General features: G+C 38.1%; 21 protein-coding genes. 5 read left to right on the plus strand and 16 right to left on the minus strand.

Translation table 11 applies throughout. From position 1 onward, the window contains the following. Nucleotides 1-246 precede the first annotated feature (246 nt). From FJA49_RS00340 to FJA49_RS00355, 4 genes are all read right to left on the minus strand, one after another. Nucleotides 247-762: a PAS domain-containing protein gene (locus FJA49_RS00340; protein WP_233590042.1), complete on the minus strand. Its 516-nt coding sequence runs from the start codon at nucleotides 760-762 to the stop codon at nucleotides 247-249. Nucleotides 763-939: 177 nt separating this feature from the next. After that, nucleotides 940-2,028 (minus strand): DNA polymerase IV, encoded by a 1,089-nt coding sequence (gene dinB, locus FJA49_RS00345; protein ID WP_139997680.1) that lies wholly within the window; start codon nucleotides 2,026-2,028, stop codon nucleotides 940-942. A gap of 19 nt (nucleotides 2,029-2,047) precedes the next feature. Continuing rightward, on the minus strand, nucleotides 2,048-2,497 hold the full coding sequence (locus tag FJA49_RS00350; RefSeq protein ID WP_139997682.1) for a GNAT family N-acetyltransferase: 450 nt from the start codon (nucleotides 2,495-2,497) through the stop codon (nucleotides 2,048-2,050). Between the two features lie 3 nt (nucleotides 2,498-2,500). After that, nucleotides 2,501-4,582: a site-specific recombinase gene (locus FJA49_RS00355; protein WP_139997684.1), complete on the minus strand. Its 2,082-nt coding sequence runs from the start codon at nucleotides 4,580-4,582 to the stop codon at nucleotides 2,501-2,503. 80 nt (nucleotides 4,583-4,662) lie between these two features. Here FJA49_RS00355 and FJA49_RS00360 point away from each other — a divergent pair, with 80 nt between their 5' ends. Further along, nucleotides 4,663-5,133, plus strand: coding sequence for a CYTH domain-containing protein (locus FJA49_RS00360; RefSeq protein WP_139997686.1), 471 nt, complete (start codon nucleotides 4,663-4,665; stop codon nucleotides 5,131-5,133). 55 nt (nucleotides 5,134-5,188) lie between these two features. After that, nucleotides 5,189-6,106, plus strand: coding sequence for an alpha/beta hydrolase (locus FJA49_RS00365; protein ID WP_139997688.1), 918 nt, complete (start codon nucleotides 5,189-5,191; stop codon nucleotides 6,104-6,106). A gap of 325 nt (nucleotides 6,107-6,431) precedes the next feature. Here the strand turns inward: FJA49_RS00365 and FJA49_RS00370 are convergent, their stop codons facing one another. The 11 genes from FJA49_RS00370 to FJA49_RS00420 all read right to left on the minus strand — a co-directional run bounded on the left by FJA49_RS00370 (nucleotide 6,432) and on the right by FJA49_RS00420 (nucleotide 16,572). After that, entirely contained in the window at nucleotides 6,432-7,040 is a 609-nt protein-coding gene (locus FJA49_RS00370) for a DapH/DapD/GlmU-related protein (RefSeq protein ID WP_139997690.1), read from the minus strand. 17 nt (nucleotides 7,041-7,057) lie between these two features. Then, nucleotides 7,058-7,747 (minus strand): GNAT family N-acetyltransferase, encoded by a 690-nt coding sequence (locus FJA49_RS00375; RefSeq protein WP_139997692.1) that lies wholly within the window; start codon nucleotides 7,745-7,747, stop codon nucleotides 7,058-7,060. A 78-nt stretch (nucleotides 7,748-7,825) separates the two neighbouring features. Next, nucleotides 7,826-8,266 (minus strand): DoxX family membrane protein, encoded by a 441-nt coding sequence (locus tag FJA49_RS00380; RefSeq protein ID WP_139997694.1) that lies wholly within the window; start codon nucleotides 8,264-8,266, stop codon nucleotides 7,826-7,828. Between the two features lie 104 nt (nucleotides 8,267-8,370). Continuing rightward, nucleotides 8,371-8,655, minus strand: coding sequence for a hypothetical protein (locus tag FJA49_RS00385; protein ID WP_139997696.1), 285 nt, complete (start codon nucleotides 8,653-8,655; stop codon nucleotides 8,371-8,373). Between the two features lie 144 nt (nucleotides 8,656-8,799). Further along, nucleotides 8,800-10,200, minus strand: a complete 1,401-nt coding sequence (locus tag FJA49_RS00390) for an efflux transporter outer membrane subunit (RefSeq protein ID WP_139997698.1) — start codon at nucleotides 10,198-10,200, stop codon at nucleotides 8,800-8,802. Next, a complete protein-coding gene (locus FJA49_RS00395; RefSeq protein ID WP_139997700.1) occupies nucleotides 10,190-13,363 on the minus strand; it encodes an efflux RND transporter permease subunit in 3,174 nt (1,057 codons plus the stop codon). Before FJA49_RS00395 ends, FJA49_RS00390 begins: the two co-directional genes overlap by 11 nt. A gap of 6 nt (nucleotides 13,364-13,369) precedes the next feature. After that, nucleotides 13,370-14,527, minus strand: a complete 1,158-nt coding sequence (locus FJA49_RS00400; protein ID WP_139997702.1) for an efflux RND transporter periplasmic adaptor subunit — start codon at nucleotides 14,525-14,527, stop codon at nucleotides 13,370-13,372. A gap of 27 nt (nucleotides 14,528-14,554) precedes the next feature. Beyond that, on the minus strand, nucleotides 14,555-15,034 hold the full coding sequence (locus FJA49_RS00405) for a GbsR/MarR family transcriptional regulator (RefSeq protein WP_139997704.1): 480 nt from the start codon (nucleotides 15,032-15,034) through the stop codon (nucleotides 14,555-14,557). Between the two features lie 126 nt (nucleotides 15,035-15,160). After that, nucleotides 15,161-15,541 (minus strand): septal ring lytic transglycosylase RlpA family protein, encoded by a 381-nt coding sequence (locus tag FJA49_RS00410; RefSeq protein ID WP_139997706.1) that lies wholly within the window; start codon nucleotides 15,539-15,541, stop codon nucleotides 15,161-15,163. A gap of 2 nt (nucleotides 15,542-15,543) precedes the next feature. Further along, nucleotides 15,544-16,038: a septal ring lytic transglycosylase RlpA family protein gene (locus tag FJA49_RS00415; protein WP_139997708.1), complete on the minus strand. Its 495-nt coding sequence runs from the start codon at nucleotides 16,036-16,038 to the stop codon at nucleotides 15,544-15,546. A gap of 84 nt (nucleotides 16,039-16,122) precedes the next feature. Further along, nucleotides 16,123-16,572: a hypothetical protein gene (locus tag FJA49_RS00420; RefSeq protein WP_139997710.1), complete on the minus strand. Its 450-nt coding sequence runs from the start codon at nucleotides 16,570-16,572 to the stop codon at nucleotides 16,123-16,125. Nucleotides 16,573-16,744: 172 nt separating this feature from the next. On the opposite strand from FJA49_RS00420, the gene FJA49_RS00425 reads away from it, so the two are divergent. From FJA49_RS00425 to FJA49_RS00435, 3 genes are all read left to right on the plus strand, one after another. After that, nucleotides 16,745-17,158, plus strand: a complete 414-nt coding sequence (locus FJA49_RS00425; protein ID WP_139997712.1) for a hypothetical protein — start codon at nucleotides 16,745-16,747, stop codon at nucleotides 17,156-17,158. A gap of 74 nt (nucleotides 17,159-17,232) precedes the next feature. Beyond that, nucleotides 17,233-19,476 (plus strand): cation:proton antiporter, encoded by a 2,244-nt coding sequence (locus tag FJA49_RS00430; protein WP_139997714.1) that lies wholly within the window; start codon nucleotides 17,233-17,235, stop codon nucleotides 19,474-19,476. A 27-nt stretch (nucleotides 19,477-19,503) separates the two neighbouring features. After that, the gene (locus FJA49_RS00435) at nucleotides 19,504-20,202 is read left to right on the plus strand and encodes a DedA family protein (protein ID WP_139997716.1); all 699 of its coding nucleotides are present in this window, start codon (nucleotides 19,504-19,506) and stop codon (nucleotides 20,200-20,202) included. 49 nt (nucleotides 20,203-20,251) lie between these two features. Here the strand turns inward: FJA49_RS00435 and FJA49_RS00440 are convergent, their stop codons facing one another. Next, entirely contained in the window at nucleotides 20,252-22,945 is a 2,694-nt protein-coding gene (locus FJA49_RS00440; RefSeq protein ID WP_139997718.1) for a TonB-dependent receptor, read from the minus strand. Nucleotides 22,946-22,948: the final 3 nt, after the last annotated feature.

Below are 22,948 nucleotides of genomic sequence, written 5' to 3' on the forward strand. Positions count from 1 at the left end.
TTACAAAGCTATACTGATGGCATAAACGAGACAAGGGGAAATTTCCCCTTTTTTTCAGGGGAGAAAAACTTTAACGATTAAACCAGTCGTTTATTTACAAAGGAATTTTCATACATAAGCCTTGCGTCTCTGCGCCTTTGCGTGAAAATTTCGCTCGCAAAGGCTCAGAGACACAAAGAAAAATGTTTTAGGAAAAATTAAACTAAGGAGACTTGAAAAGAAAAAAACGGCTTATAACAAGAAATTTTAAGCTGCTTTTTCAAATGCAATAAAATTCACAACCTGTTTTTTGCGATTGAAAACAGGAAAGGCTTTAATATGACAAGAATAGGTTTCACCATTTTTCTTGTAATTGACAATTGTCTTTTCAAAAGGAATTTTAGCATCAATGGCTTCACGAATAAACCTGAGGTCATTTTTAGAAGTTTTAGTTCCCTGAAACAATTTTGGGCTTTTTCCAAGCACTTCTTTTGTAGCATAGCCTGTCATCCCAATAATATTTTCTGAAGCAAATACGATATTCAAAAGATTGTCTGTCACAACCACTACATGGTCTTTTCGCAGCTCTTCTTCAAAATTCCAATTAAACCTCCATTGATTTGATTTTGAAAGCGTCTTTAATTTTGACAAATCAGAAAGTGAAATCTTTAGCTGCTCCAAATAATCTCCAAAAAAATCCCAGGAATACAAAGGCATAGGAATATCATCCTGCGTGGCAGAATGTTCCATTTGTGCATTTTCATATTTGTTTAACTCTAACATGGTGATAATTTTAGCAAATATAAATCTTTGATGGAAACCTGTTTTTGATTTAAGATTTTTGATTTAAGATTTAAGATTTAAGATTTTAGATTTAGGATTTTAAATTTAGGATTTTAGATTTGGGATTTGGGATTTTAGATCTCGGAAGTCAAAAATCTTAAATCAAAAATCAAAAAATTAAAAGTCAAACTTCAACTGAACGGCCACTGTCTTTTTTACTTCTGTGTTTAAATTTCCAAGCGAAATTCCAAGCAGGCGAACAGAATCTTTCATTTTTTCCTGGTATAACAATTCTTTGGCGACATCCAGAATCAGGCTTTTGTCAGAAATAAAGTAAGGCATTGTCTTGCTTCGGGTTTGCAATGAAAAATCACTGTATTTTATCTTTAACGTAACCGTCTTACCGGAAATATCATATTTCTTTAATCTTCGCTCTAAAATCGCCGCAATCGCTTCCAGACGTTCCATCATAAAAATTTCCGAAGTCAGGTTTTCATGAAACGTATGCTCTGCACCTACGGATTTCGCTATGCGTTCCGGCTTTACGGCACTATTATGAATGCCTCGAACAACGGCATAATAAAAGGCTCCGGATTTTCCAAAATGCTTGATCAGGAAGTCAACCGGTTTTTCCTTTAGGTCTTTTCCTGTAAAGATTCCTAACTGATACATCTTTTCTGTAGTCACTTTACCAACTCCATAGAATTTCCGTATCGGGAGTTCTTCCAGAAAAGTCAGGACTTCATCAGGATTGACTGTTTTTTGTCCGTTGGGCTTATTAAAATCAGAAGCTACCTTGGCAATAAATTTATTTATGGAAATTCCAGCAGATGCTGTCAACCCTACTTCATCCAATATCCTTTTGCGGATTTCCTGGGCGATTAATGTCGCACTGGGATTGCCTTTTTTATTTACGGTAACATCCAGATAGGCCTCGTCAAGAGAAAGCGGCTCGACAAGATCTGTATAATCAAAAAAAATCTGGCGTATCTTTTCAGAGATTTCCCTATAACGTTCAAACCTTGGCCTTACAAATATCAGGTCGGGACAGTTTTTTTTAGCCTGATAACCACTTATGGCGCTTCGTACGCCAAACTTTCGGGCTTCATAACTTGCAGCAGCTACAACACCTCTGCTTCCACCACCGCCAACAGCAATAGGTTTCCCTCTCAATTCAGGATTATCCATCTGTTCTACAGAAGCATAAAAGGCATCCATATCAACATGGATGATTTTACAATTCTGAATATGTTCCTGCTCCTCCATAATCCCAACTGCCAATATATCAGATTGACTCTATATCACAATCCAATCGATACAAATCAAAGCCTTCATCCCAGAAATCTTTGACAACTTCTCTGAGTTGAAGTCCAAATTTTTCATAAAACGGATAAACCAGCTGTGATGTTCTGACTGATAAAGTCTTAATCTCTTTATTTTCTTTTATCTTTTCAATTCTGAATTGGGTCAAAGCGCTACCTAATCCTTTTCCTTGATAGGATGGATCGAAGATATCCCATGATATTTTTGCCGTTTTGCCATCTTCTGTCAGATTAAAACCTCCACATCCAACAACCTTGTCTTCCATAACGAGAACAAAATAGTTATCCGCTTCATTATCTAAATAATACAACAGATCCTTTTCTTCATTTGGAGAAAAGAATTCTGGCGTATTCAGCTTTAACAGTTCCAATAATCTGTGTTTGTCAGAATCGGTATACTCTCTAATAATCATCTTTTATTTTTTTGTGTCAGAAGTCAGGTACTCTTCTTCAACCTGTGTTTTTATCTTACTTTCAGATGGGAAAAAGAAACTCATCGGTTTCTTCTTGAAATGTTTCCAGATTGACGAGATAACAAATCGAATTTCACGCAACGGAATATTTCTGGAACGGAAAGCCAACCCTAAAGACAATGCAAAACTCACTAAGAAGTTGACCAATCCAATAACTCCAATACCTATGACGCACCAGGTTACTAATGACAAAGCTACCATAAAATCGGCTCCATAAAGTCCTAAAGCTAAATTTCCACTCACAAAAGTAATGTGCCTGATATCCAGATTTAATCCAAAAAACAACCCAATAGAGGCTGTTGAGCCCATAAAAACCCCAAACCAGAAGTTTGAGATAATGCCCGCCCATTTCTTTTCATAAATATCAGCGAGTTTTTTTGTCTTTTGCCTGCCAAAAGTCATTTTCAGCACCGGATGTTCCTGTATTCTGTAATACACCTGATGGTGTTTGTCTCTATTGGCAATACTTCCGGAAATAATACCAGAAAGAAAAAGAAATACTCCGGCAATGGCTGCATGGAAAATGGCCGGCGAATGAACCGGACTTATATCTGTTAGCAATTTTGTCCATTTAGAAGCGGCTATATTGTATTCAAAGGCATAATCAATCAACCAGATTCCCAATAGCGCAACCGGAAATGCCATGATAACATTCCCTACAAAAGCAATAAACTGCGATCTGAAAACTCGTGCAAAAAACACCGCGAACGCCTGATGCTTTTCAGAAGAATTCCCTTGTTTTTTCATCCCTTGTTCCAAAGCCCTAATCAATGCCGATGCCGTCATGGCTGGCTGTTTTGTGGCCAGTGTAAATCCGCAGAGATAAATAGCGATAAATCCAATCGAATAATTCATGCTATATAAAAAAGCATGCCCAAAACCACTGGTCTCTACCTTGCCCAGCATTACTTTTATGATACATAAAATACCAACAATCAGTCCGCCGCCCAAAGCCGCCCTGAACATCTTGAAATATTCCTGTCGCGTTTCTGTAATATACTTTTCTCCCGTTTTTGCAGTATGTTGGGTAACTTCATACGACAACAGCTGCGTACTTTCGTTTACCAGGTCTCTGATATCATTTTTATAGCAGTTGTATCTTATCAGCTTAAGGGCGAGTTGTATGCCGTTATTTTTTTTGTTCTCCTCCCTGTCAACAACCAAAAGCGGAATCAGCACTTTTAGTCGGTAAAGCTGCTGGCGTATTCTGAGCAAATTTTGGTTTACACGAAGCGAAATGCCATATTTTGAGGAATTGGCAAAAGCTTTTTCTACAAAATCATTGCATTGTTTATGCAATATCAATAGCTGTTTGTAATAGAGGTCTGAAGAAGTAATAAAATGATTGCTTTCCCCATTTCTGATCGTATCATCAATCTGATGAAGTTCTTTTTCAAAAGCAGCAAAAGGGCTTTCAAGATTATCATATTCCGGAACCATTTTTATGACATCTGTTTCCATAGCACGACCGCTGATGCGCTGTGTAATAATGCTCATAGAAAGCAGCATTTCAGACAATACCGATTTTTCTTCTACAGTATCATAAATCGGCTTAAAAAGCAACAGATCATGGAGTTCTTCAATTTGTAAAATCGGGATTTTGTTTACCCAAATCGTGTCGGTTGGCAAATAAAAAACCTGATTTAAAATATATTCCAACGAATCTTTATTCGGTTGGTAAGGCAGCAATTTGGAGAAAATCCTTTTTCGGACTTCAAATATAAAATCAACGTCACGGAGAATTCCCGCGTCGGAAAGGAATTTATTGAATTTTTTGTTGTGGAGCAGTTCTTTTACATAGTAAGAAAATTGCAGTCGTATGAAATCATTTTTCTGGAGGAATTCCAGCAATTTCTGAATATCGACAACCTGAACTGCTTTAGGCTTTTTTGGCCGTATAATACTCACCAGCTGTACCAGCAATTCAATTTCATCATTTGCCAGCTTCCATAGCTGGTTTTCATCAAAATAATGCTTCAAAAAAGAGGCAATGGAGATTTTTGGCTTCGATTTTCTAATTTTCATGGAGTTTTAACTTAAGCTTTCAACGTAAAAATACAAATAGAAGCGCATTTATTGTAACTTCGTTGATAAAAAGATAGACCATGCTTGAGATAGAAAGAAAATTCCTAGTCAAATCTGACCAGTTTAAATCACTTGCTTTTACCAAAAATCATATTGCCCAAGGCTATCTCAACAGTCATCCGGAAAGAACAGTCCGCATCAGAATTAAAGGAGAAAGTGGTTTTCTTACCATTAAAGGAAAAGGAAACGAATCTGGAGTTTCTCGTTTTGAGTGGGAAACTGAAATTCCGCTTATCGAGGCCAAACATCTCATCCAGCTTTGCGAAAAGGGTGTTATTGACAAAATACGCTATGAGGTGCAATCTGGAAGTCATATTTTTGAAGTAGATGAGTTTTTTGGCGAAAATGAAGGTTTGGTTATTGCCGAAATTGAATTGAAATCTGAAGACGAATCTTTTGAAAAACCCGATTGGCTAGGCAATGAAGTTACAAACGACGAGCGTTATTATAATGCGTTTTTGAGCCATCATCCATATAAGAGCTGGGAATAATCCCGAAATAGATTTCCTATTTCAACCAATACCTATACTGCTTTACCCTATTACAATGAAAAATTTCCTAATTGCCTTGTTATTTCTGCTGTCTTTCTATCAAGGAAGCGCACAAAAGATGACCACATTGACTTATTTCCAGAATGACACACTGAAACTGGATTTGGATCTCTTCCTGCCGGCAAAAACTTCCGGCAAAAAGCTCCCGTTACTTTTATATGTGCATGGTGGCGGATTTTCAGGAGGCGAAAGACAGTCAGGCCATAGCCTTTGCAATTATATGGCTCAAAACGGTTATGCAAGCGCTACGATAACCTATACTCTGTATGCCAAAGGCAAAAAGTTTAGTTGTGATGGTGTTCTTTCTGAAAAAATCAAGGCATTTCAATATGCCGTAAACGATTTATGGCTGGCGACTTCTTTTTTTATCAAAAACAGCGAAAAATATGGAATCGATACTTCAAAAATATTTATTGCCGGATCTAGTGCCGGAGCCGAAACCGTACTCCATGCTGCCTTTTGGGATTTTAAAACAATGAATCTGTATGATAATTCGCTTCCTGCCGGATTTAAATATGCCGGACTTGTGTCTGGCGCAGGAGCCATCATGGACTTAAATCTTATTACGAAAACAAACGTGATTCCTATGTTTTTCTTCCACGGCAACGGAGATAAGACCGTTCCTTATGGCACAGCACCGCATCATTATTGCAAAACTGATGCTTCCGGATGGTTAATGCTTTTTGGCTCTTATTCTATCTATAACCATATTGTAAACCTGAATGAATCCGGAACGCTTTATACATTTTGCGGCGGTGGACATGAATACAGCGGTTATCTTTTTGAAAAAGAACACCACACTATTTTAAATTTCCTGAATGATGTTTTAGCCGGAAAAAAATTCCAAAAGCATGAGATAGTGCCAACCGGGAAAAGGAATGAATTATCGACTGCTTATAAGTTCTGTGATTAGAAATTATTCTCCGTTAAAGCCACAAAATAAGCTTCTGGTTTCGTTATGGCTGTCATAGCTATGGTGATAGACGAAAAACAAGGAGAACGAAGTGAATAACACCGCTATAAAAACATAAAAAAGAGGCTTGCTTATAACCTCGGTTGCTTTTAGGATGGCTCCAATCTAAAAAGCCACAAAATAAAAGCCGAAGAGTGCCAGTACCAAAATACCAAGCGAGTGTTTATGTCCAGACAGTCTTATAGTCACCAATAATAAGACGATTGTCATTATTGCTATGGTTATTCTTCCTATTTTATTTTTCAGTATCATTTTTCCTACTGCATTATATTTTATATTGTTCTATCAATTCCAGTCTTTTTACGACTGAATTTTTCTCTAATATCGTTCCAGGCGATAATACGGCATTGGCTCCTATTCTGGAATCATCTCCAATTAACGAGCCAAATTTATCTGATTTTGTGTCGATGATCTGTCCCCTATAAAGAACAGATATATTTTTGATTGCCCTTTCATTGTAATGATTGGCAGCGATTGAACCCGCTTCGAAATTGACATTGTTTCCTACGATACTATTGCCAACATAATTGAAATGCGCAATAGCCGTTCCAGAACTGATAATACTGTTCTTGATTTCACATCCAGGGCCAATCTTAACCGATTTGCCAAGAAAAACGCCTTCTCTAAAATAAGCGTTCGCTCCAACAAAACAATCTTTACCGATTATTGCAGGCTGTTTCAAAACAACTCCGTTTTCTATTGTTGCTGTCTTGTGAATGGCAACCCCGTCCTGTATTTCATATTCATCGCCTAAGTCTGAAATTATTCCATACAAGATTTCTTTGAGATTATTGGTTATTTCCCAAGGCAATAGATTTGCTTGAGAGGGAAAATCCAGATCGAAATCGGTTATAAAATCGTGTAAAGAAATCATAGCAATAGATGATGGGTTTATGTTGTCAATTTTGCAATATGCCAGAAACTAATTTTCCGTCTTGTTGTGAAACCGAGTTTTTCATAAAGTTTTATAGCGCCTAGATTACTTTCAACAACATGAAGGTAAGGCGTCTTTCCTTGTTCAATTATTGTATTGGTTGTATGTGCGACCAATTGTTTTGCCAAGCCTTTTCCTGTATGTTCCGGATGTGTGACAACAGCACTGATTTCTACAAAATCATCCATTTTCATACGTTCACCGGTTACGGCTATCAATTCGCCTTCTTCAAAGATTCCGTAATAATTTCCTAGCAGGGCGGTTTTCTCTTTAAAATAACCCGGCTGTACAAGATTGACTAAATCAAATAAGGCTTTGGTGTGTTTTTGTGTCAATAGCACAATTGTATTCTTGTACTCCATTTGGATTTTACCCGAAACAATCATTTGTGCGCAAATCAGCTCGTTTTTCAGCAGCAGTTTGTCCGACAACACGGGTTTTTCTCCTACAACAAAAAAACTATCTACCAACAAGGAATAGGCATCAATACTATCTGAAGTATCATTTGAGATTTCAAAACCTCCAAACGGGCAATAATCCGGATGGTAAAACTTTATATTTTTATAATCAATTGCAAAATCCCGATGACTTTCGGATACCGAATGCCAAACGGGATTGTCTAATTTTTTATCGTCAAGGAAACTCATAACTCAATTCTTGCAAAGCGGCTATATGGGCTGCTCCACTTACAAAAATACTCATTTTAGCGCTTCCGCTATGTTAAGTTATGCGTCTTTGTTTTTCGCTAAAAAACAATCCAAACTGTATTTGTAGCTATCCAAAGTGCTCAAAAGAAAAGAAGCTGCCGCTCCTGTGAATACAGAATAGTCCAAAGGAGCTTTTAATCCGAAACTCATGGTCATGGCCGTTGCAAAACCCAAAAGCAGTACTCCGGAAAACAGGGAAACCCATTTTAACTTGTAACCGATAAGCAGCAATACGGGCAATAGTATTTCTAAAGCAGTCGCTACATAGGCCAAAAATGTTCCTATTGCAGGAGAGGCAAAGGAATTGACTGAATTGGAGTACGCCAGAAAATTGTCCCAATTTCCCCAGCTTACTGATTTGCTACCGGGTGCGCCCCAGATACCAAAACGGTCAGCCACTGCCGACAAGTAGGATACTGAAAGAGCTGTTCTTAAAAAAACCTGAGAGAATGTCTTCATTTTTATAGGAGTTACTTTTTAGCAAATTTCAAAAATATTCCGATTAGAAAACTTGAACTAGATTAAGAAAATGCAACCCTATTTATTCTTACCTATACTTTAACTTATTCGTTCCTAACTGGAATGGCACGATAAACGGACATTCCGCCAACCTCATCAATATTCACATCTAATTCGTCTGATGTATTAATTCCTCTAATAACTACATCAATTGTTCCATTTTCGTTCACGGGAACCAAGGCATAATTTTTATCAGGAATGGTATTCAGATTGTTCTTTTTTTCTGCGGCATAAGCCTTTGGAATGATATCTACATTTTGCAACGTCAATACGGTCAGGCAAACGGCAATAATTGTCAAAACTGCTTTGGTGTAAAAATCTGTTTTCATACTCTACTGTTTTAAGATTGTTTCTCAACCAGCACCAAAATCAATGCCAATAGGCTTCATAAAACAAAAAACCACCGAACATCGAAATGTCCGGTGGTTTTGAACAAAAACAAAATCAATCATAATCCCGCAAGCGGAACTATATTATTGCCATCCGCCACCTAAGGCTCTATATAATTGGATAATGGCATTGTATTGTCTGTATTTATTGTCAATCAGATTTAGTTCTGTATTCAAAGCATTGTCTTTTGCAGTCAATACTTCCAAATAGTTCACTAAACCGTATGTTAACAATTCATCTGAATAGTCAGCTGCTTTTTTAAGCGCATCTACTTGTTTTTCACGGATTGTTATTTTAGCCGTTTCATTGTTGTACTGTGCCAAAGCATCAGAAACTTCTTTTCCAGCTATCAACAGCGATTGCTCAAATTGCAAATACGCTTTTTCCTGGTTCGCTTTTGCCACTTCGAAACGTGTTCTGATTTGTCTCTGGTTAAAGATTGGCTGTGTCAATCCGGTAACAACATTTGAGAAAAACGAATTAGCACTGAACCACTGCTGTAAGTCGATACTTTGGAAACCGCCTGTTGCAGTTACTTTTAGCGTAGGGTAGAAATTACTTCTTGCAACATTTGTCTGCTCAAAAGTAGAAATCAGGTTGTATTCTGCCGCAATAACGTCCGGTCTGTTTCTCAATAACGTTGCCGGAACGCCAAGCGTAATTTCTGGCTGCATTACCTGAGATTCGAAAGTACCTCTTTCTATTTTCTTAGATCCTTCACCTAAAAGGTTGCTTAAGGTGTTTTCTAAAATAATTACGTTGTTCTTTAAATCTGCAATGATAATTTCAGTTGCATATTTCTGCGCTTCCGTCTGCTTTACACCCACCTCATTTACATTTCCCGCGTCTTTAAGAGCAATAATTGTCTCAACGCTTTCATTTCTGTTAATCAACGATTCTTCTGCTACCTTAATTTGGGCATCCAAAGAAAGCAATTGGTAATAAGTAGAAGCAATGCTTGAAATCAACTGTGTCTTAACCGCCTGATTGGCTGCTATAGACTGAAGATAAGCTGCATTTGCTGCACGCTTGTTACTTCTGATTTTACCCCAGATATCAGCTTCCCAGGAAAGTGTTCCCGTTAACTGATATTGGTCTGTGCTTCGGTCTTGCAAGAAAGCACCCAACTGGCTGTTTTTAGAAAGCTGCTGGTGTGTCCAGTCAGCATTTCCTGAAAGTGTTGGGAAATAACCTGCTTTGCCTTGTTTCATTGTAGCTTCTGCTGCTGCAATGTTTTGTATTGCAATTCGGATATCCAGATTGTTCTGCAATCCTTTTTTGATATAGCCTTGCAAGATAGGGTCAGTAAAAATCTTATCCCATGAAACATTTGCAAGTGACGTAGAATCTGCAGAAACCACTTCTGTTCTGTAAAGATCTTGCGTTTTTAGTTCCGGCCTTTCATATTTCTTTGCAACGAAACAAGATTGCATTACGGCTGCTGCGAAAACAAGCAAACCTATTTTATATATCTTATTCTTCATATTCTTCGTTTAAAAGTATAACATCATCAGACTGTTTTTCTTCAAATGGCTTGCCTGAGATTCTTTCCTGCAATGATTGGAAGATCACGAACAATACCGGAATTACGAATACTCCAAATATGGTTCCGATTAACATTCCTCCAACAGCTCCCATACCAATAGATCGGTTACCTACTGCTCCAACTCCAGATGCCAAAGCCAATGGCAATAGACCAAAAATAAAGGCCAATGAGGTCATCAAGATTGGACGAAGACGCGCTTTTGCTCCTTCGATAGCCGCCTGCATCAGATCCATTCCGTGGCGTCGCCTTTGGATGGCGAATTCCACAATCAGAATGGCATTCTTCGCGAGGAGACCAATAAGCATGATCAGGGCTACCTGGAAGTAGATGTTGTTTTCTAATCCTGCCAGTTTCACAAATCCGATTGCTCCGGCAATACCTACCGGTAATGATAGCAATACCGATAATGGAACCAAGTAGCTTTCATATTGCGCACTCAAAAGGAAGTAAACAAATATCAAACTCAAAAGGAATACGCCTGCTGCTTGTGTTCCTGCCAAAATTTCTTCACGGGTCATACCTGAGAACTCATACGTATAACTTTGTGGCAAGTGCTGCGCTGCAACTTCCTGAATTGCCTTGATGGCATCTCCAGAACTGTAGCCTGGTTTCGCTTTTCCGTTTACGTTTACTGCCTTAAGCATGTTAAATCTTGCTACAGCTTCTGGTCCGTAAATTCTCTTGAAATCGATGAACTGGCTGATCGCTACCTGCTGGTTGTTGGCATTTCTAACATAAATATTATTAATCGATTCTTCAGTAGCTCTGTCTGATGGTTTTGCCTGAATCATGACACGGTACTGTTTACCGAATTTGTTGAAATCTGTTGTATACAATCCTCCGTAATATCCTTGCATCGTATTGAAGATATCGGAAATAGATACTCCTGCATCTTTTGCTCTTTCTACATTGATATCCATTTGGTATTGCGGGAAGTTCGGGTTAAAGTTGGTCATCGCATATTGGATTTCCGGTCTTTTCATCAATTCACCCAAGAACTCATTGCTGACTTTACTTACTGTTGCCCAGTCGTCATCTCCTTTATCCTGTATCTTGAATTCAAAACCATCGGCAGTACCAAAACCTTGTACACTCGGAGGTGTAAAGAATAAGGCTCTTGCATCTTTAAAGTGTGCTGTTCTTCCGAAAAGCTCACCTACAACTGCATCAACCTGCTGATTTGCTTCTTTACGATAAGCCCAATCTTTCAGTTTGATTACCGTAAAGGCGTATGAACCTCCGTTTACGTTGTTCAATAAACTGAATCCGACAACGCTCATCCTAGCTTCAACGATATCCATTGACGCTAATATAGAGTCTAATTCGTCTACCGCTTTTTGTGTCTTTTCTAATGTTGTTCCAGGAGGCAATGTTAAATCTGCCATGATGATTCCTCTATCTTCGTTAGGAATAAATCCTGATGGAGTAGTCTGGAATAAGAAATAAGTAATACCACAGAAAACCAATAATGCTATTCCTGTTACCCATCTTTTTCTTACCAGGAATCGCAACGAACCTGTATATTTCTCGTTCATCTTGTTAAAGCCTGTATTGAAGGCAAGGAAGAATCTGTCTTTTAGGTTCTTTTTATGGTGGTCTGAATCTTTATGCGGTTTTAGGAACAAGGCACATAAAGCCGGGCTCAGCGTCAATGCGTTTACTGCCGAAATCAAAATCGATATCGCCAACGTAATCGCAAACTGCTGGTAGAATACTCCTGAAGGTCCGCTTAGGAACGATACCGGAATAAATACTGCCGACATTACCAATGTGATCGAAACAATCGCACCAGAGATTTCGCTCATCGCAGATAGCGTAGCTTCTTTTCCGGATTTGGCTCCTTCGTCGAGTTTGGCGTGCACCGCCTCCACGACGACAATGGCATCATCGACCACAATACCAATGGCGAGGATCATTGCAAACAAGGTCAACATGTTGATCGAGAATCCGAACAATTGCAGGAAGAAGAACGTTCCGATAATTGCCACCGGTACAGCGATAGCAGGAATCAAAGTAGAACGGAAATCCTGTAAGAATAAGAATACTACGATAAATACCAGGATGAAAGCTTCAACCAAAGTAGAGATTACTTTGCTGATTGATGCATCAAGGAATGTTTTAGTGTTGTATGGAATTACATAATCTACTCCTTTTGGGAAGTCCGGTTTTGTTTGTTCCAAAATCGACATTACTTCGGTGATGATGTCTTGCGCATTGGAACCTGATGTCTGGAATACCCCAACGGCTACACCTTCCTGGCCCATCGCAATGTTTTTAGTACCGTAGTTGAAACCACCCAATTCTACGGTGGCAACATCTTTCAGGTGAAGGAAGTTTCCGTTACCTGTAGATTTGATTACGATATTTTCGTAATCTTCAATTACAGAAAGTCTTCCTTTATATTTGATTACATATTCATAAACTCCTTCAGCATTTTCACCAAATTTACCTGGTGCTGCTTCTACGTTTTGTTCTTGAAGTGCATTTTGGATATCTTTTGGCAATACGCCATAAGTAGCCATTTTCTCTGGATCAATCCAGATTCTCATCGAGTAATCTTTCGCACCAAATACGTTTACTTGTCCAACACCTTTAACACGTTGTAGTTTTGGAACCAGGTTGATTTTAGCGTAGTTCTGGATATAGGTTTCGTCGAATTGCTTATTTTTTGAATAAAGTGCAAAGAACATCAAGGCACTGGTCTGGCTTTTTAGCGTTGTAACCCCTGTCTGAACAACAGCCTGAGGTAATTTACTTGTAGCACGGGAAACCCTGTTCTGAACGTTTACGGCAGCAATATCCGGATCAACTCCAAGCTCGAAATATACCGAGATTTTTGCAGAACCGTCGTTTGCAGCAGAGGAAGTCATATAGGTCATTCCTTCTACTCCGTTGATTTCTTCCTCGAGCGGCGTCACGACACTGTTCAGTACCGTTTCAGCATTCGCTCCTGTATAGGTTGCATTTACCTGAACTGTCGGCGGAGCGATCTCAGGATATTGTTCTATCGGCAGGGACATCAATCCCAAGATTCCTAAAATGGTAATCAGGATCGATATTACGGTCGAAAGAACTGGTCTTTCTATGAATGTCTTTAGCATTGAGAATTATTTTTTAGCTGATGGTGTAGTTGTTTTTGCAGAATCTTTTGCCGGAGCATTTCCTGCCGGAGCCGCTGCTGCTGCTTCCGGTTTTCCTTGTTGCGGTATGATTTCCATATCATCTTTTAGCTTAGAAGCACCTTCGATTACGATTACTTCGCCTTCTTCAAGTCCTCCGCTCACGATGAAATTCAATCCAGATGTTCCTTTTGTCTCGATAATTCTTGATTTTACTTTGTTGTCTTTTCCAACTACATAAAGCATCTGTTTTCCTTGTACTTCAAATACTGCATTCTGTGGCACAAGCATTACGTTTTTCTCATCGATTGGCAAACGAACGATACCACTGCTGCCGCTTCTCAAGATTCCTTCTGGGTTTTTGAATTCAGCTCTGAACTGGGTTGTTCCTGTTTGTGGATTAACCAATCCGTTCATTGTAGCCAATTTTCCTTTTTGGTCGTACTCAGTGTTATCAACCAAAAGCAAAGAAACTTCCGGAGCAGCTTTTAGTTTTTCTGCTGTTGTTGCTCCTTTAAAGGTTTTGTTGAAAAACAGAAGTTGTTTCTCGTTCATTGAGAAATAGGCACGGATAACTTTCGTATCAGAAACGGTTGTCAAAGGCATCTCGCTAGTGGAACTAACCAAGCTACCTTCTCTGAATGGAAGACCTCCAATTACTCCATCAACGGGTGATGTGATTGTTGCAAAACCTATGTTTGCTGCAATGGCTCCATAAGAAGCTTTAGCTTGCGCTAACTTAGCTTTAGCTGTTTCTAATTGTACGTTGCTGATAATTTTTCTGTCAACAAGAGGCTTCAAACGATCTACCTCAACTTGAGCTGCCTGAACCGCTGCTTTTGCTGCAGAAGCATCTTCATTTTGAGTTTGGGTTTCTAATTTGAACAATAGTTGTCCTTTTCTGACAACCTGTCCTTCATCGACAAATATTTTCTGGATAAATCCGTTAACTTTTGGACGGATTTCAACATTCTGTTGTCCTTCAAGATTAGCTGTATATTCCTGATAAACAACTGCATCTTGTTTTGCAACAGTCTGTACCGGAAACGGCGCTGGCCCTTGTGGAGGCATTTGCTGTTCTTTTTTACCGCAAGAGTAAAGTGTAATTATTGCGATTACAATACTGAATAGTGACTTATTCTTCATCTGCATTTTTATAAAGGTTGATTGATTTTATTTGTTCTCTACTTTTTCTAACTTTTGGATTGTCTTATTTAAAAATTTCTCGAATTCTATAACGTGTTCTTGATAAACCTTGATCAACTCCAAACTGGCACATTCTCCATCGCCAACTGTTTTATTTTTATAGTCGATCATTCTTTCCACCATTTTCTTTTCATCTATAACCATCTGTAGGTGGTTCTGCATTCTGTCGCTAAAAGATGATGGTTTGTAATACTTCTTTCTGTCACCAGGAAAAGTATAATATTCTATCTTTCCTATTTTCAGCAACAAATTCAGGTTTGTAGAAACTGAACTTTTGCTGGCTCCAAGGGTGGAAACCAAATCGTCAAACGTCAATCCTTTAGCGTCATTCCAAACAATAAGACATCCTAATATTCGTCCTGACAAAGGTGAAAAGTTCCAATACTTTTCAAAATGAACGCCAAACATCTCCACCAATCCTTCTCTTTCTTTCGCTATGTCTGTCATCGATACGTTAATTTTGGCGCAAAGTTAAACTAGGTTCGGTAATTACCGAACTAAACGAACTTAAATTTGTGTTAATTTTTTATTATCAATTTTAAGCAATAAAAAAGCCAGCATAATGCCGGCTTTCTATTTTATAATTTCAAGGCTCACTCTTAAAGAACCGTGATTTTTATTGTCTGCTATCTCCATAAAGGCCTTTTTAGTAAGGTCAATTTCTCTACCTAGTGTAAATGGCCCTCTGTCATTTATTTCGACTATAACTGATTTTTCATTGGCTATATTGGTCACTTTTACTTTTGTTCCAAACGGTAGCTTTTTATGGGCAGCGGTATAATTGCTGTTGTGGAATTTTTCCCCACTCGCTGTTTTTCTTCCGTTGAATTTATCAGCATAGTAGGAAGCATGGACATTCTTCTTATACACTTTCCCAGAAGCAGACTTGGCAGACGAACAGCTTGCCAGTAGGGTTCCAAAAGCGGCAATAAATAAAAATATCCTGGCTTTCATAACTACTGTATGATTTCAATTGTTACTTTCAAATGTCCTCCATAGCGGGATGAAGCAATTTCCATAAAGGCTTTCTTCGTAAGGTCAATTTCTTTTCCTTTGGTAAACGGACCTCTATCTGTTACTTCAACAATAACCGATTTCCCGTTGGCTTCATTTGTAATTCGGAGCTTCGTTCCGAAAGGAAATTTTCTGTGTGCTGCGGTATATTTCTTATTGTCAAAGATTTTTCCACTTGCTGTACGGCGTCCTGTAAATTTGTCAGCATAATAGGATGCGTGGGCATTTTTCTTATGGAGCTTGTATTTTTTTGATTCGGCTAACTTTATGCTATCTGCTATGGCAACTTTCTTTACTGAATCTTGATATACCTGTGTTTTTTCAGCTTGTGCTTTTTCAGGTGGTGTTTTTTGGAAGTTTCTATCCCGGAGTGAAAAACCGCTCGAAAAGACCAAAGCAATAAAGGCCAGCAACAGAATGGTAGTCTTATACTTCATGATAAATTTTTTTATGTTTGGCCAATTCATCTTACAATTACTATACCCAAAATTAAAAAAGCTCAAAAAATTGAGCTTTATACTTTATGAGAACCATACATTCCAAGGAATTCTTGATACTAATAACAGGAAACCTAGACTATAGAATATGGCTATTTTTTTGAATTTTTTATCAGAACCCTCAATTCTCTTATGGGTGCTCCATCCTATAGTTATCAGTACTATAGCCAGAATATTTACTAATGGATGTTCGACTGCCATCATACGCAATTCGCTATTTCCCATAATTTCTTTCATGCCTGCCTGTTTAAAAAGAGCAACTCCTTTTGGAGAAACGAAATATAAAATCAGTCCAAAAACAAATTGGAGGTGAGCAGCTATCAGACCAAAGAGTGCAATCCTTCTGTCTTTTGGTTTAAATTCGTTTTTTGCTGATAATCCTATCAGGGAATTGATTGCAGCAACGCCAATTGTAAAAAGGACTACATAGGCAATACCGGAGTGAGCTTCTAGAATAATTTTGTAAGTATCCATGGTCAAAATTGTTTTTTACAAATATATCAAAAAATGAAATGTTCCATAATTAGTAGGAACACGACAGACCAATAAATAATGAATCCAAATTACGAAATAAAATCTTAACAATTAACATTTCTTTAATTGAATTGACTACTGTTTTAAAATCCAATATCATAAATTTGCGGAAATGATGAAAAAAGCCGTACATATTACTTTTTTGTGCTTATTCTTTCTGCTGGGGATGCGTTGTGATGCCAGCAATAAGAAAAATTTATCATTGACTTTTCTTGAAACTAACGGCAAGCAGCAATTAAAAACATGCCGTTATAGTCTGCCGAAGAAAGAATTTTCGGTCGCACATGACCTGTTTGACAAAGTTCATAAAAAGAAGAAATACTCTAATCCCTATCGTTATAGTATAGCGAGGCTATCAAAATGCTATAATTTATCTTTGCTCTTTGGAGCTGTTTCTTCTCCAAAATTTGTTTTCCAGACTTATTTAGCTTCGGCAAGTCCTTTCGAAAAGCACTCATTGTTTGGTTCTTTCTGCCATAAAGGAAAACTATTATCCATCTTCTATTCCTTCCAAGCTTTTTGGTAATAAATAATTGTTGTTGTTTTTAAGATTCTCAGTAAGAATCTTCATAAATATTGTCCAATTAAATTATTACAGATATGAACGAATTAGAAAATACGGCAACCGCAGCCTCACATCACCTTTACCCTCTGATAAGTGATTTGGGATTGATTCTTATGACTGCCGGCGTTGCCATTCTGCTTTTTAAGAAGATAAAACAGCCTTTGGTTCTTGGATATTTAATTGCCGGATTTTTGGCGGGTCCTTATTTTACCTTATTCCCTTCCGTAAAAGATGTGCAAAACGTTGAAGTCTGGGCAGAAATTGGAGTTATTATTTTACTTTTCAGCCTTGGACTCGAATTCAGTTTTAAGAAATTGATGAAAGTGGGCGGCACGGCTTCAATAACCGCTATGGTCCAGATTTTCTCCATGGTATTTTTAGGATATTGGTGCGGCCAACTTATGGGTTGGTCTTCTATGGACAGCATCTTTTTGGGTGTTATCCTTTCTATCTCATCAACAACTATTATACTCCGTGCTTTTGACGAATTAGGCGTCAAGGGACAAAAATTTGCCGGAATTGTTTTTGGCGCCCTGATTGTTGAAGATATTGTAGCCATCCTGATGATGGTTTTGCTTTCAACAATTGCAGTAAGTCAGCAGTTTTCAGGAATGGAGCTTTTCGAGTCGGTACTAAAACTTTTATTTTTCCTTATATTATGGTTTGTGGGTGGAATCTTTTTCATCCCGACCTTACTAAAAAAGGCCAAGAATCTTTTAAGCGATGAAACTTTATTAATTGTTTCTTTGGCTTTATGCCTGATGATGGTAATCTTGGCTACTATGGCTGGATTTTCTCCTGCCTTGGGTGCTTTTATCATGGGATCTATTATTGCTGAAACTACCAAAGCCGAACGTATTGAGCATCTAGTAAAACCTGTAAAAGATCTTTTTGGAGCCGTTTTCTTCGTATCTGTGGGAATGCTTATCAATCCAAGTACATTGGCTGAATATGCAGTTCCTGTAATTGTCATCACCTTGCTGACGGTTTTTGGAAAGACTTTAAGCTCTACCGTTGGAACGCTTATTTCCGGACAACCATTAAAACAGTCTGTGCAAACCGGGATGAGTTTAGCTCAGATTGGTGAATTTTCATTTATCATCGCTACTTTAGGGATGACATTAGGTGTAACCAGCAATTTCCTTTATCCTATTGTAGTTGCTGTTTCGGCCATTTCTACATTTACGACTCCTTTTATGATCAAGCTTTCTATTCCGGTTGCTAATATGCTGGAAAGAAGACTCCCTAAAAAATGGACGAAGGCAATTGATAGTTATAGTTCAAGCTCACAGACCATAAAGGCGACAAGTAACTGGGTTTTGTTTTTAAGATCCAGCATCATCCAGATTATCATCTATTCTGTAATCATAATCGCAATTATCCTGCTTTCTTCGAGAGTAGTACTTCCCCTTGTAAACGGTTTTCAATGGGCTAATGTTGCAGTAGCTGTTCTGACGCTTTTGTTTATTTCGCCTTTTTTATGGGCATTGTCATTCAGGAAAGTCGCACCTACCGCTTATGAAGAATTAAAAAAGGAAAGGAAATTTTTGGGTCCTATAAAAATTGTCAACATCATCCGCATCCTGTTTACCTTATTTTTTATCGGATTGTTGTTAAATAGTTTCTTTTCTAATTTCATTGCATTTACTGCTTTGGTTATTTTTGCCGTGGCTTATATGGTTTTCCCAAAAAGGCTACAAACATTGTATGACCGAATTGAAAACCGATTTATGCAAAACCTTAACGATAGAGAAAATACGGAAGCTTCCAAAAGCAAGCGAGAGCTTTCGCCTTGGGATGCACACATGACGACTTTTGAAATCAGCGCAGAATCTAATATTGTTGGAAAACCGCTGCACCAGTTGGAACTTCGTGAAAAGATTGGAATCAATATTGCCGCTATCAAACGTGGAAATATTACGATTAATGTTCCGAATCGCAACGAGCAGATTTATCCAAATGACATTCTCTATATCATAGGAACAGACAGGCAAGTAGAGAAATTTAAGACCTATCTGCAACAGAGTTTTGTTGCAGTTCCTGAAAACAACGCTGAAACTGTCTTGAAAAATTTTGAACTGAAAAATGAAGATTTTATCGGCAAGACCATCCGTGAATCCCAGCTTAGAGAAAAAACAGATGGGCTGGTCGTTGGAATTGAACGCGAAGGCCGCCGAATGATGAATCCGGAATCTCATGTCGTGCTTGAAAAAGACGATATTATATGGATTGTTGGCGATAAGAAAAAAATGAATTCTATTACACTAAATGCTTCTTAATATTTATTTACTTAACTAAATTCTAAAATGGATAATTTTGATTGGAAACAGCTCATTAACCCTGAATTCTACATTGCAATGGAACTTGGGGGCGTTAGCGTTGGACTGTATGTTGTGCTTTTTATTGTTTTTGCAGAAACAGGATTGTTTGCCGGTTTTTTCCTCCCAGGTGACAGCCTTCTTTTTCTCGCCGGAATCTACAGCCGTGAACTTGTAGAAAATCTTATTCTTATTGAAAGCGACTTTGGCAATGTTGCTTTATTAGCTACGCTGGTTGCTATTTCCGGAATTATCGGAAATACGGTCGGTTATTGGTTTGGAGCAAAAAGCGGATGGTACCTCTACAAGAAAGAGGATAGCTTCTGGTTCAAGAAAAAATATCTTGAACAGTCTCGTGTATTTTTCGAAAAATACGGTGGAAAAGCGATCATCATTGCACGTTTCATGCCTATTCTAAGAACCTTTGCTCCGATTATTGCCGGAATCGTGCAAATGGACAAAAAACGTTTCGTATTTTACAACATACTAAGTTCATTCTTATGGGCTTTCAGCTTAATCATGGCAGGGCATTATCTTTATGGTTTGTTTTTAACCAAGTTTGATATTGATTTAAAGAGCCATATTGAAGTTATCATTCTTATCATCGTAGCGATTACTACTATTCCGCTGGTGATAAAATTCCTAAAAGGAAATAAAGAAACTCCGGAAAATAAGACGGAAGAATAAATAAAAAAGCCTCTCAATTGAGAGGCTTTTTCAACTAACTGCACACAAACTAAAAATTATAACGAATTGTAAAATTCCAAGTTCTTCCTAAACCGAAGTAGCCTTGGTTACCGTTTGCTATACCATTATATATTTTTCCTGAAGACTGATACGTAGATAAATCTGTAGCACTGTTAGGATTTACTCTATCCGTAATTTTAATATTGGTTCTTAATTCAGAAATATAAATCTTATGAAGCAGGTTATCTACATTAAGCCTGAAGTTTACTGATTCGGATTTCTTTTTTCCAACCAGCATTTTATAAGAAACTCCTGAATCTACTACTCCATAAGAAGGGATTTCCAGGTTGTTTTTAACAGCACCAACGTTAGCGTAGATTTTGTCGTAGAATCTGTAATCTGCATCAACAGATAGTCTTTCCACAATTGTATATTTAAATCCCGCTCCAGCCGTAAACTGGGCTGCATCTCCTACTTTTCCACCATCTACGTCTGTTTGTGTAACATCCAGCGTGTTTCTGTCCTGATCTCTAATTGTTGTTACCACATTTCCTTTATACTCCCAGTTTCCGGCAGAAACAAATCCTCTTAAATCCAGATTTGGTAATGGTTTTGCTACAAAATCAAGTTCAAGACCTGTATGCAGCTGCTCTACACCTTCATTTGTTGTAAAAAGTTCTGTTCCAACAGTAATAGGATTTCCATTAATTGTTTCACCCGCTGCTGCGATTCTTGAAGTTGTTTTAACTCTGTCTTTCCATGAAGTTCTGTAACCGTTCAGGTTGGCAGAAAAATAAGTGCTTTTAAAGCTATACCCCGCCTCAAGACCTAAAATCTTTTCGTTTTCTGTCAATGGGTTCACCTGATTCGTAAAGTTCAGGTAGATATTGTCGTGGAATGGCTGGCGTGAATAATAACCCGCATTTACATATACTGAATTCTGTTCGTTGATATTGAAACTACCTCCTCCTTTTACGTTGAATCCAGTATTATTAACCTTTTCTGAGTCTTTGTATTGTCTCAAATAGTCATATCTGTCAAATCTCTGATGTCTTTGGTTTGAAACTGCTCCCTGGAAAAAGACAGAGAATAAATCGTTTGAGTATTCAACCTGACCGAAAAGCCCACCATACGATATTCTTTCGCTGTTATCATAATCGATTCTCTGGTTTTCACCAAGAGAATTGAAAGTAGCTCCCAATGGTTCTGCTTTTTGAGAATCTGTGACTGTGTTTGAAACCGGACTTCCTACCGGCTGATTCGTACCGTCTCTTAAAGTTCTTGTTTCCGTCCAATTATTCAATCCTAAGAAGTTTTCAACCTGACGGTAGTGAGTTCCATAATACGTTCTTAAATCAGCTCCTACGTTAAAAACCAGGTTTTCATTTAATTGGTGCTTAAAATTAGATACAAGCCCGTACCAGTTGTGATTGTTTACAGAAGAACGTATCAGGTAGGATTTGTTATCTCCCATTACCCCATTGCCAACACCAATATTTCTTGCTTCGATAGCATCAAAATCAATCAGACCATTTGTTCTAATAGCAGAGGCTCCATAGTTTCCTGTTCCACCACCACGTCCCCAAGAGGCATATAATACGGTAGACAATTCTGATTTGCTGTCAATTTCCCAATCCCAGTTAAGGTTGGCAACCGGCTTATGGTAGTAATTTGTTCTTTCTGACTGGTATTGTCCATTCAGAAGTCCCCAGTTGTTGTTGTACTTTCTGCCATATGTTTGGTAATCTGAAAGTCTTTTTGCAAAGTTTTGATCGTGTTTTTGAGGCGCACCCGTTATCAAAAAGTTCAGATTATGATTTTCTGACGGTTTATATCCAAAAGAAATAAAATAGTTCTGTCCTTCACCACGGGTTCCGTCATTGTAACCATCTCCTTGCCAGTGAGTCAACATTACGCTTACCCCAAAATTATTTTCCATCATTCCCGTGTTGTAAGCAACAGTAGTTTTTAAATAATCATCATTGGCTACTCCGGCTGAAATAAATCCACCTTCTTTTTTTGAAGTAGCTTTGGTAACAAAGTTTACCGTTCCTCCAACTGACGAAATTGCCAATTTTGAAGAACCCAAACCTCTCTGGATTTGTATATTGTTTGCTATATCTCCCATACCGGACCAGTTTGACCAATACATCAAACCATCTTCCATTCCGTTGATTGGCTGACCGTTCAACAAGAAAGCTGTGTTATCTTGGGCAAAACCTCTGACCGCTATCCTTGAATCTCCATAACCTCCAGACTGTCCGGCAACATATACCGACGGTGTATTTACCATGGTTTGTGTAATATCTGATGATCCGATTTTGTCTTGGATTTCTGCAGAAGTTAAGGTTGAAACGGCTATTGGGGTTTTTCGATCCTTCGCCAAATCGATAATTCCTTTACCAATAATTACGACTTCATCTAATTGACTGGAATCCGATTCCAAACTAATTGTCCCTAAATCGACTGTTTGCGATTTAGCTGTAAACGGAATCGTTTTTGCAACATAGCCTACAAAAGTAATTACAACTTCTCCTTGAGTTTTTGAAGTGTTGAGGCTAAATTTACCATCCATATCGGTAGAAGTTGCTTCCCCGGTACCTTTGACAGTAATGTTCGCAGCTGGAAGCGAACCTTTCAATTCAGAATCGACAATCGTTCCTGTAATTTTCGTCTGTGAAAATGCTGAAGTTGCTACAAAAGACAGCAGTAATGACAGCATAAATTGTTTTAAATTCTTCATTTT

It is taken from the genome of Flavobacterium microcysteis (genome assembly GCF_006385255.1).
GTDB classification, from domain to species: domain Bacteria; phylum Bacteroidota; class Bacteroidia; order Flavobacteriales; family Flavobacteriaceae; genus Flavobacterium; species Flavobacterium microcysteis.

Coding starts and splice junctions, on each gene's coding strand:
- dinB (WP_139997680.1), bottom strand. CDS start 2,028: ATGGAGGAGCAGGAACATATTCAGAATTGTAAAATCATCCATGTTGAT.
- FJA49_RS00370 (WP_139997690.1), bottom strand. CDS start 7,040: ATGATTTCTTTACACGATTTTATAACCGATTTCGATCTGGATTTTCCC.
- FJA49_RS00340 (WP_233590042.1), bottom strand. CDS start 762: ATGTTAGAGTTAAACAAATATGAAAATGCACAAATGGAACATTCTGCC.
- FJA49_RS00355 (WP_139997684.1), bottom strand. CDS start 4,582: ATGAAAATTAGAAAATCGAAGCCAAAAATCTCCATTGCCTCTTTTTTG.
- FJA49_RS00350 (WP_139997682.1), bottom strand. CDS start 2,497: ATGATTATTAGAGAGTATACCGATTCTGACAAACACAGATTATTGGAA.
- FJA49_RS00400 (WP_139997702.1), bottom strand. CDS start 14,527: ATGAAGAATAAGTCACTATTCAGTATTGTAATCGCAATAATTACACTT.
- FJA49_RS00435 (WP_139997716.1), top strand. CDS start 19,504: ATGGATAATTTTGATTGGAAACAGCTCATTAACCCTGAATTCTACATT.
- FJA49_RS00425 (WP_139997712.1), top strand. CDS start 16,745: ATGATGAAAAAAGCCGTACATATTACTTTTTTGTGCTTATTCTTTCTG.
- FJA49_RS00380 (WP_139997694.1), bottom strand. CDS start 8,266: ATGAAGACATTCTCTCAGGTTTTTTTAAGAACAGCTCTTTCAGTATCC.
- FJA49_RS00390 (WP_139997698.1), bottom strand. CDS start 10,200: ATGAAGAATAAGATATATAAAATAGGTTTGCTTGTTTTCGCAGCAGCC.
- FJA49_RS00420 (WP_139997710.1), bottom strand. CDS start 16,572: ATGGATACTTACAAAATTATTCTAGAAGCTCACTCCGGTATTGCCTAT.
- FJA49_RS00375 (WP_139997692.1), bottom strand. CDS start 7,747: ATGAGTTTCCTTGACGATAAAAAATTAGACAATCCCGTTTGGCATTCG.
- FJA49_RS00395 (WP_139997700.1), bottom strand. CDS start 13,363: ATGCTAAAGACATTCATAGAAAGACCAGTTCTTTCGACCGTAATATCG.
- FJA49_RS00440 (WP_139997718.1), bottom strand. CDS start 22,945: ATGAAGAATTTAAAACAATTTATGCTGTCATTACTGCTGTCTTTTGTA.
- FJA49_RS00385 (WP_139997696.1), bottom strand. CDS start 8,655: ATGAAAACAGATTTTTACACCAAAGCAGTTTTGACAATTATTGCCGTT.
- FJA49_RS00430 (WP_139997714.1), top strand. CDS start 17,233: ATGAACGAATTAGAAAATACGGCAACCGCAGCCTCACATCACCTTTAC.
- FJA49_RS00365 (WP_139997688.1), top strand. CDS start 5,189: ATGAAAAATTTCCTAATTGCCTTGTTATTTCTGCTGTCTTTCTATCAA.
- FJA49_RS00410 (WP_139997706.1), bottom strand. CDS start 15,541: ATGAAAGCCAGGATATTTTTATTTATTGCCGCTTTTGGAACCCTACTG.
- FJA49_RS00405 (WP_139997704.1), bottom strand. CDS start 15,034: ATGACAGACATAGCGAAAGAAAGAGAAGGATTGGTGGAGATGTTTGGC.
- FJA49_RS00360 (WP_139997686.1), top strand. CDS start 4,663: ATGCTTGAGATAGAAAGAAAATTCCTAGTCAAATCTGACCAGTTTAAA.
- FJA49_RS00415 (WP_139997708.1), bottom strand. CDS start 16,038: ATGAAGTATAAGACTACCATTCTGTTGCTGGCCTTTATTGCTTTGGTC.